This is a genomic window from Parendozoicomonas sp. Alg238-R29 (assembly GCF_947331445.1).
In the GTDB taxonomy this organism is placed as follows: domain Bacteria; phylum Pseudomonadota; class Gammaproteobacteria; order Pseudomonadales; family Endozoicomonadaceae; genus Sansalvadorimonas.
This window is the reverse complement of the sequence record NZ_CAMZOG010000120.1, coordinates 1-9,245: the sequence shown is the minus strand read 5'-3', so window position 1 is coordinate 9,245 and position 9,245 is coordinate 1. Positions and strand designations below refer to the sequence as shown.

The 9,245-nt window shown below is 44.1% G+C and carries 6 protein-coding genes and 1 pseudogene; 4 read left to right on the top strand and 3 right to left on the bottom strand.

What is annotated here, in order from left to right; genetic code table 11:
* The first annotated feature begins 135 nt into the window (after positions 1-135).
* Entirely contained in the window at positions 136-1,161 is a 1,026-nt protein-coding gene (locus QMA35_RS19925) for a DUF2804 domain-containing protein (protein ID WP_281648902.1), read from the top strand.
* A 25-nt stretch (positions 1,162-1,186) separates the two neighbouring features.
* On the opposite strand, the gene QMA35_RS19920 is transcribed toward QMA35_RS19925, so the two are convergent.
* The 3 genes from QMA35_RS19920 to QMA35_RS19910 form a co-directional block, all read right to left on the bottom strand.
* Positions 1,187-1,516: a hypothetical protein gene (locus QMA35_RS19920; RefSeq protein ID WP_281648901.1), complete on the bottom strand. Its 330-nt coding sequence runs from the start codon at positions 1,514-1,516 to the stop codon at positions 1,187-1,189.
* Positions 1,517-1,655: 139 nt separating this feature from the next.
* Positions 1,656-2,054, bottom strand: a complete 399-nt coding sequence (locus QMA35_RS19915) for a phasin family protein (protein ID WP_281648900.1) — start codon at positions 2,052-2,054, stop codon at positions 1,656-1,658.
* Between the two features lie 209 nt (positions 2,055-2,263).
* Complete coding sequence (locus QMA35_RS19910) at positions 2,264-2,467, bottom strand: hypothetical protein (protein ID WP_281648899.1); 204 nt, start codon at positions 2,465-2,467, stop codon at positions 2,264-2,266.
* A 219-nt stretch (positions 2,468-2,686) separates the two neighbouring features.
* On the opposite strand from QMA35_RS19910, the pseudogene QMA35_RS19905 reads away from it, so the two are divergent.
* The 3 genes and pseudogenes from QMA35_RS19905 to QMA35_RS19895 form a co-directional block, all read left to right on the top strand.
* Positions 2,687-2,891 (top strand): annotated as a pseudogene (locus tag QMA35_RS19905) (IS1595 family transposase); the annotation flags it as partial.
* Positions 2,892-2,982: 91 nt separating this feature from the next.
* Complete coding sequence (locus tag QMA35_RS19900; protein WP_281648898.1) at positions 2,983-5,214, top strand: hypothetical protein; 2,232 nt, start codon at positions 2,983-2,985, stop codon at positions 5,212-5,214.
* 1,169 nt (positions 5,215-6,383) lie between these two features.
* Positions 6,384-9,245: hypothetical protein (locus QMA35_RS19895; protein ID WP_281648897.1), on the top strand; the 2,862-nt coding region annotated here is incomplete at its 3' end.

Sequence of the window (9,245 nt, the reverse complement as noted above, 5' to 3'; positions counted from 1 at the left end):
TCCGGTCATAACTGCAAGATATTGGGGCATTTGGTAATAAGTTGATAATTCAGACGAAAAAAATAAATTCAAGACTGGAAAAAAAACTCAACACGACATACTTTTTCTAATCTTTTCGAATGACTAAGAACAAGAATGATGGCAGAAACTGAATTTCAGCTCGTTGAAAAGAACGGTCGAATACGTCAGGGACTTTTCGAGCACCCGGTCGATGAGATTAACTACCGGGATTTTCGCCTTCGTACGGCAATGGGCAAAGAGGCAGGTCCTTTTAAACGCTGGTTTGGCTTCAACCAGTTTCAGTTCATATCAGCTATCAGCCCTGAGTTGATTGTTTGTGCGGCTATTGTTGATGTTCGGATAGCTGTCACCTCTTTTGTTTATATTTACCATCCAGCCACCGGATCACTGGACAGTTACCAGTTTAAAGTTCCGTCATTTGGCGGCTTTTCGGGAATAACCCAAACACCCGATAAAGGACGCTGGTTTTTCCATCAGGGTAAAAATTCTGTGGAAATGGAGTGTGATAAAGGCCAGAGAAAGTTAACTGTTCGCTTAAAAGACGGAACAACCATAGATATGAACTATGGGCAGGAAAGCTTCGAACCTATTCGCTTGGGAACCCGTGTAGACCTCAACGGCTTTGCCTACACCCAGAAAATGGCAGGTGTCCCCTGTACCGGAAAAGTCTCCTGTAAAGCCGGAGAGTTTGATCTTCAAGATGTTGGTGCAACGGCAACTATGGACTGGTCTGCCGGTTACCTGAAACGCCGCTGTTTCTGGAACTGGATTTGTCTTTCCGGAATACTTCCTGATGGCAGGCGCCTTGGCTTGAACGGTGCCTGCAGCACCAATGAAACCAGTTTCAATGAAAATGGCTTCTGGCTTGATGGCAAACTCCACAGGGTTTCAGGTGTCGCTTTTGAATACGACCCTTTTGACCTGAACCGCCAATGGAAAATCACATCATCAGACGGCATGATTGATCTTGTTTTTGACCCTGCCGGTGCTCACAAAGAAAGAAATAACTTTCTGATTATGGCCAGCAACTTCAGCCAGATGTTCGGAAGTTTTACCGGTACTTTAAAAACCACTGATGGTGAAGAAATCGACATCCACAATATTTTTGGATTTACCGAAGAGCAGTACGCCAAGTGGTAGCTCCCCGATAGAAGAGCAGGAAAACCTACTCTTCTGTTTCTGCATGGATGTACTCCAAGAATTCCACCGGTGCACCATTATCTTCAATAAAAGCAACCCGCAGTCCTTTTGAAGGGCTGTTGGGTTCAATGATGACATTCTTCCCTTCAATCGCCGCCTCCAGATCATCAACCTCAAAAGCAACATGGGGAACAGTTTTCACCAGTTCAGGAAGTTTATTTCCTTCTTCAAAACGCATCCATTCAATATTGAACGGGCTCTCTTCATAACCACTCACATACATTTTTAAATGTGGGATATGGCGCTCCCCCGGCTTTTTATCCGTTGTTGGTATTCCCAGATGGTGATATTTCATTCAAATTTTTCCTGCCTTCATTTCAATAAGGTCAGGAGTATAGGCAGGGGACAGGAAACGACCAATAGGAGGGGACTGGCTTGTCAGTAAAACTAACAAGCCCCCAGTAAGTTCATAACTTACAGGAGGCCTGTAAATTTTATGCTGCTGGTTTTTCCGCTGGCTTAGCAGCTTCTTTCGTTGGCTCTGCTTTTTTCGCGGCAGGTTTAACTGCAGGCTTCTTACGCGGAGCGCGGGCAGGCTTTTCTGCAGCAGACAGTTCTTTCACGGCTTTAGTCAGCTCTTCGATCTGACTGCACAGATCCTCAACGTCTTTGGACTCTTCTTTCTGAGAGCCAACAAAATCTTTCAGCTTGCCAACAACCTCATCAATTTTGGATTGTGCTTTTTCTTTAATATCTTCGACCTGATCCGCGGCGCGATCTTTCACTTCTTCACCGTCAGAAACCAGCTCGTCAAAGAGTTTGTGGCCTTCTTTACCCAACTTTTCGTAACGAGCGTAGGCACCTAAGCCGGCCAGCCAGATTTTATCGTACATATATTGTTCCTCTTATCTTTATTCAAGCTGTTTCACGTTCTTGTTCGCTCAGGGCAACAACATCGGCCCTGAGCTCCGGCGGGCTTCATCTTGTCTGCCAGGTTATATTCACCGCTCCACGCATAACCAGATTGGTAACCGTAGGCGACATAAGGCTGGCGGCATCAATCATCTCTTGCCCCCCAGACTTTCCCTGCTGCGTTTGGCGGCTACATTCGCAGATTAACAGCTCGCAACCTTTTTAAGGGATCAGCCTCACTGGTGTATATTCTGGGGAACATAAACGACAGATAATCCCCCTGGCTGGCTTCCTTTTGTCCATTACGGTTCGGGGCAATATTCACCGGAACCATCGCGGTTAAAGGCTCATCTGGAAGCTCACCTTTATGACCTAAGATAACGCCTGAGCGCACCAGTAACCACAGCCATCATCACATCATTTACGGTCACTTCCGGCAGACTGTTTTTCACCGTTTTAACAGTTTGAATATCAAGGCTTACAGATTCAAACACTTAATGCGGCGATACTTTTTCATTAAACCGTGTGCGAGGAGCAGTCATATGTAACACAGGGTTCTATCCCTCGGCCTGTAAGCATCCTGAACATCTCAGCTGGCCAGCACGTTAATGAAGGGATATATCATATCCAGCATGTCAATACCTACGCATAGTCACTTCAAACGCTGGTCAGGTATCTTCCACTGCGTAGCAACCAAATACCTATCTCATTATTTGGGATGGAGGCGGCGATTGACTGAGCCTGCTCAGTTAACTCTGGGAATATTGATTGAGAGAATATCGAATCACTGGTGTCACCAACCATCTACGGTAACTTAGCCAAATCTATCAGTTGATGGAACGCTTTGACCTTATTCATGTCTATATCAAAAAACCCCATCTTTTTGAGTTAAATAGGATACGAGTAAGCATGGACCCAATAAAGGAAGCAGGCCCTTCTGACAATCCTGTTAGCCACTCTAGCCTCGGCCATGACTTACAACGGCCACAAGGATCAGGTCGCACTACAGGTTCACAAGAGCCCAGAGTAAGCACCTCCACAACTGAAATCACCAAGGCTGTGCCCGCTTCGAGGGAATCTACTGGCATGCGTAATGTTCCTGCGTTGACTTCACTTTATTCCAGACAAGCTTCACCTGATATCTCCAACTTATCTTCAAATTCTCCACTCCCCTCAAATCCGAGCCATAGAGCTGCATTATTGCCCACTCCGGTACAGGTACAGGTACAGGAATATTCTCTGTTCACGGAGTTGTTTAGCACTACTAATCCTAATGATACTCAAAGTTTACTTGCGGGTGGCAGCTCAGTCGTGGAGCTCGATACATACAATGCTGAATTTTTAGAGTCAATACCAGATCTAGAGTCAATACCAGATCTAGAGTCAATACTGCAGGAATCATCAAGTATCCAGAATTTAAATGAGACAATTAAGACACAGCATGATGATCTTAAAGCCAAAGATGAAACCATAGCAGGCCTGCAAGCCGAATTATCTAAAAAAGAGGCTGAACGGGTTCAACTTTCAGAAAAGGTGCGGGGCTGTCAAAATAAAATTTCAAACATAGAACAAGAAAATAAAACGTCCCATGCAAACCTCCAATTAGAAATAGAGCGTTATAAAGATCAAGCTGCAAGCCTCAACCAAACAATCGGTGAAATGCAAGGTCAGATTACTGATTATAAAAATACAATTGAGACACTGAAAAAAACGAATGCAAAAGATGAAAAACTCCTCAGCGTGCGTCTGCAAAAGAAAACAGCTGAAAGCAATCAGCATAAACAGACTCTTAAGGACAAAAACGATGAAATTGTAAGACTAAAGACTCAACTTGAGCAGCTCAATGAAGAGCTGTCCAAGGCAAACAATACCGTAAAAAAATATACGGATTTAAATACAGTCTTATTGAAGGAAGCACAGGAACACCATCAGGCTATCATAGATAAAAACGCTATGCTGCTGTTGACGATAGGAAAGGAGCCTGTCAGTACTGATGCCGCTACCCAACAGCGGCCCCAGCAGACTCAACCGGTGGGAGATATATCAGAACAACCGGTTGAGCAGAGATCAGGGCAGGAGCAAGACGCGTCAACGGACTTCAGAACAGCATCTCCATCACCGGATCGAGATTCGGATTCGGATTCGTTGCTCGGCACACCTGATAGTAGTGCTCGATTGGTGGTAAGCACAGCTCAAGATTCACCTCCTACAACGGTTCAATCATTAGCTGGTTCATCCTTAGAACGGGATACCACTGTCGAGGTGCCCAGAAATATTACCCACGTCTTCGAGAATGCCCGCAAGATGGGGATTCCTGCGAAGTATGTGTATCTGGGCTATGACCTGGAAAACGACAGTGACAGTGTACCAGTCAAAATCACCAGCATGGACGATCTTGTTGTGACTGACCAACCGAATACGACGGTGTTAAATGAAATTACACGAGCATATGGTGGTCAATACGAAACAGTGAAAACACCAATGCAAGTGCTGGGTGTAGAGGAAGCGTGGGCAAATGCCTGTCAATTCGAACTATTTATGTGCGTTCAGGGAATAGAGCACTGGATGTCACTTCCCCATGAGGCTTTTTGTAATAAGCTCAGAGCCGTTGAACACATACTTGCTGCCCTCAAAAAAGGCAAAAAAAAACTACAACCACCTGATTTGACCTCTGCTGAGTTGCATTCAATACGACAATGGATAACAGACAAAAACACTCAAGAAAAATCATTAAAAACAAAATCACTCTCCCCTTTGCGATGGCTCAAAACTCTGGCTTCAGAAGTTCAAACGAATCCGCATGACGGCCTGACACAGCTGGTCGCCTGCTGGGCGGATTTCTCCATTCAGGCTGGTATTCACCGCTACTCAAGTGTTGACAAAAAAAACTATCAGCAAAATTTTAATCCCTTCAACTGGCGCAGACTGAGAGAAGATGCACTGGCACAAATGGCAACGATCGATTTTTTGCAACAGGGATCTTCTGGCTTGAGCTCTCGACCGACGACGCAAAAAATATTGGGTAAAAGATATAAGCCCCCACAAAAAAATAGGGATAGGAAGCCAATCTCGCAGCTTATTTTCCAAGACCAAAGTCAAAGTAAGAAAAAGAAGCACCAATGGACAAAAGGCATTAAATAATGAGAGGGCTCAGTGACAGCAAAGCTGAAGTGACTGGTTTGATGCCAAGGAAGGGCAATTCTTGTGGTGAGAAACGTAAGCTGACAGAGCCGTGTTCTTCTGGTGAATCAAGGAGCAAACAACGCAAAGTTGCAGCTACCGCCCCCCGAGTGCTGGTACTGGAGCACAGAGGTGGTGCTTATTTTTTTCCTGCATTTTTAAAAGAGCAAGCATGTGTACTATCACCACCTTCCAGGGAAGCCCGCAAACAGATTAACGATTATCAGATTCATCATCTGGAAACCCGTGACAGTGCGATACACAATCGAGGGGTTCATCTCAAGCGTGACCATACACAACCTGTAGAAGAAGGGCAGGTCGTTGCGATTTATGAAGGCCGTCTGTTGCAATGCCGCTATTTGACCCAGGAAGAAAGTAAAGGGGCAGGACTGTCGGGGGATGTTGTAGAGCGGAAAGTAACGGATAACGCACCCGAAGCACACGCAAAAGAACAGCTGGTTTGGTATCACAAGGATAATGAAATCCAGTTGATCAGCCGCCCTCCCAGCTTTCAGGCATACAGTGAATACTGTCGTTATAAAGACGACGAAAATCGGACAGTATGGTTGGGAATTGATGGCCTGGACAGTCCATACCCAATCAGTGATATCAACTCATCAGCAGAGCACGCAAACATTATTATGGTGCCTTGTGTCAGTGAATATCTGATTAAAGAGGCTTCCCTAGATGGAGCGGTTAGCCTGAAAAGGCAACCAGAACCCGGTGAATACTGCCTTCTGTCAGTTGCTAACAAGCCTATCCAGCCAGGTGCGGAACTGTTATTGGATTATCAGGCAACGGATAATAACCCTGGAAGGGAAGTGTACTTCTGGGGGCCGGAAGAATATTTCTTTCCAGCGGTCAGCCCGGTTTCTATGCAAGTGACGTTCTCCGATGATCATGGAACGGTTTCTCTTATACCTGCAGCTCAGCAACCCAACCGCGAACTGGCAGAACTGAAAAGAGATATGAAAGATTATTTTGAGCGGGAGCGCTCTTCCAGGGAAAGACGGAGTTTGGCGGAGGTGATTTACCATCTGAACCTGAAGTACAAAAATCCTCTCACCGGAAAAAAACTTTGGACTCCCGGCTGCATTCAGTTTCTTCTGGAACTCTGGAATATTGAGCGAATGCGCAGCTATTCGCAACTGACACGATTAACCCACTGCTTAGACCCTGATGGCAAGCTGGATCATGAAGGCGTGAATTATTTCTATGGGTTTCAAAAAGAAGTGGCTCCATCGGTCAAGGCACCACTTAACAGACCTGCTTGTATCAGGGATGTCATCAAATGGCTTGATGACAGTATTGCTCAACTTGAGCAGCAGGAGTGCGACAATGATCAGCAAAAAGAACGAGGATATCTGCAGAATCAACGTCAGCAACTGCAGACGTGGCTTTGTCGAAATACAAATGACCTCACTGAAAAGCAGAAAATGTTGGCAGAGGAAGAAGTCAAAATCCGAGACTTTATTGATGAAAAAATTAACAGGCTAACAGCGACAAAAGAAACTGGCGTGGTATCCCCTCTGGTTGATTTGACTGCATACTATCTCCATCCTCATGAGCTTTGGCCAGACCAGATGAAGCCGTCTCTCTGGCGCAATGTTCATATTCGCTGCAAGTCTCTGAGTCAGTCCGGTCCGGTTGAATTCTGCGCCAAGCATCCACTTGACGAATTGCACTGTTATAAACCGTGTCGGCCAGAGTATGCGGATGCTATGAAAGAAGCCATAGCAAGAGTTCGAAATAAAGGCATATCCCTGGAAACCATAAAAAATCATGGAATACATCAGTATCTGCACTCCAACTGGAGACAACGCGCTGGCCAGGGGCAAGGGATGGACATTCTCGAGAGTGACAGTCAATGGGAAATCGTTATTCCACATATTGAAGGTATCCCTGCTGATCTGCACGGAACCACTCAATGGTCTGCGTTGACCGATGCCCAATGGAGTCTGCTTGATGTTGATGCCAGTGAGGAAGGCCATTCATTAAAAACAGCCCTTGAACATTCATATTATGCTAACAGGTATGAAGTGACCAGAGTCCGTTTCTGTACTAATGATGAGTATATCAAAACATGGGCTTCTAATCCTGATATCAAGGAGGCTTTCAAAACAGGGACGACTGCCATGAAACCGCTGTTTCATCACCTGATCAAACTATCTGGAACAGAGATCAAGGAGTTAACCAGCCACTGGCAACCACTGGATAGCTTGTTTGTCTGCAAGGCAGACACCCCGATATATAATGAAGCCATAAATGCGTTTCTTGAACAGCAACTAAAAGAAGGTAAAAATGCTCGCATAATTGCCAATATATTTAACAAGCCTGATCCAAATAAACAGCAACAGTATCTTGCTATTTCAGAAGAGATTAAGTTAGAAAAAAAAGTCGAAAAACCTTCCGATGTCGCTACTTCTGGCGATTGGACAGGCGAAGATGTGATGACGCTCATAAATTCCAGACAAATACCAACACCAACAAATCTTGAGCTGCTACCCAAAAAACAAACCATTGACGATGTTGCTGAATCAATTCAAAAAATCCTGATCCCTGCATATTCAAAGGAGAGCCAGACTCCAAGGGAAAAACTTAACTACCAGACTGTAAAAGTCAGAATACGGTGGGTGATAAACCAACAGTCTGATGAACTACTGACCAGCATTGCTAAAGAGTATGGTCTTCACAAAGGCTGCTTCAAACCCCTCAAAGATAACGCAGTCATTCGCTATCTGGTCACTATTCTGGATATTTCCGTACCTGATGACAATCCCGAGCTACAGGCAGAAATGACCCTCAGGGATATGGACAAACTGATAGCTATTTCCGAACAACATCCTGACTGGCGCACTGAGATGACAAGCCTGATCAGCAGGCTGCGAAGCAGGGGGCTTAACGACAGAATTATCGCAGACCTTTTCAATAACGGTAACAGCAACGCTTCACACCGGTGTGGCGTGCAATTCCCTGCCCTGCCTCTGCCACCAGAGTGTACCAATGCCAACTGGAATGCGAACATCGTAGAAACTTTCTTTTTGGCAACACAAGTCGCTCAGTTAGAAAACAAAGTAAAACAGATGAATGAGTTATTAGGATATGAACAGGAAAAATGTGAAAAGGCAATTGCAGCACAAAAAAAACCCAAAAAAAAACACTCGAAAAAATTAAAAAGACTGCAGGATGCTCAAAATACAGTATTTAAGAAAACAAAATCAGATCACCAAAAAGAAAAAAAAGAATTCGATGAAAAAATCAAAAAATATACTCTACTAAAAACTGCGAACAGGAAACAAGCCGAAACAATAAAATCTCAAGAAAAATGGATTGATGACGCTACACGCAAGTATAACCAGCTATTCGATTCATACAAAACAAAAAAGGAGGAAACAAAAAATCTACAAACTTCTTTAGAAGAGAGAACACAACCTCTGATTTCAGAAGAAGAAAAACCTTTTAATAAATTTGAAGATCAGCATGAGCACACAGAAGAACTTAAAAGACTGAAAGAAGAAAATAAACTCGCGCTCGAAAAAGCAGACTTGGAATATCAAGAGAATACTAAAAACCTTTTAAACAAAATAGAAGAATTGAAGCAGGAGTTACGTACAGTAACTCTGTCATTGGGAGAAAAAGGTGAGGAACTTGATAGATTACAGCAAGAAATAAATCAGAAGGATCAGATTCTTCAAATGAAAGAAGTTGAGCTGCAGAAAATAAAGTCTGAAAGCCAGCGTAGGTTCAATTATCTTCAAACGGAAATTCAGGAAGCACACGAATTAAAAGAAAACTTGCAAGAGAAAAGCAAGTTGCTAGATCAGAAAAATGTAGAAGTCTCAGCACTTGATAAAGAGTTAGCCAAGATTAAAGAAGAGTGGTCAAGCCTAACACAAGAACTGGTTGATGAAAACAGGGCTACTACACAGAGAGTGACAGAAAAAGGTGAGGAGCTTGACAGATTACAACAAGAATTAAGTAAGCAGGTACAG

What these genes read in the sequence shown, in the direction of transcription:
- QMA35_RS19925 (WP_281648902.1), top strand. Translation starts at nt 136, where the DNA reads ATGATGGCAGAAACTGAATTTCAGCTCGTTGAAAAGAACGGTCGAATA.
- QMA35_RS19900 (WP_281648898.1), top strand. Translation starts at nt 2,983, where the DNA reads ATGGACCCAATAAAGGAAGCAGGCCCTTCTGACAATCCTGTTAGCCAC.
- QMA35_RS19920 (WP_281648901.1), bottom strand. Translation starts at nt 1,516, where the DNA reads ATGAAATATCACCATCTGGGAATACCAACAACGGATAAAAAGCCGGGG.
- QMA35_RS19915 (WP_281648900.1), bottom strand. Translation starts at nt 2,054, where the DNA reads ATGTACGATAAAATCTGGCTGGCCGGCTTAGGTGCCTACGCTCGTTAC.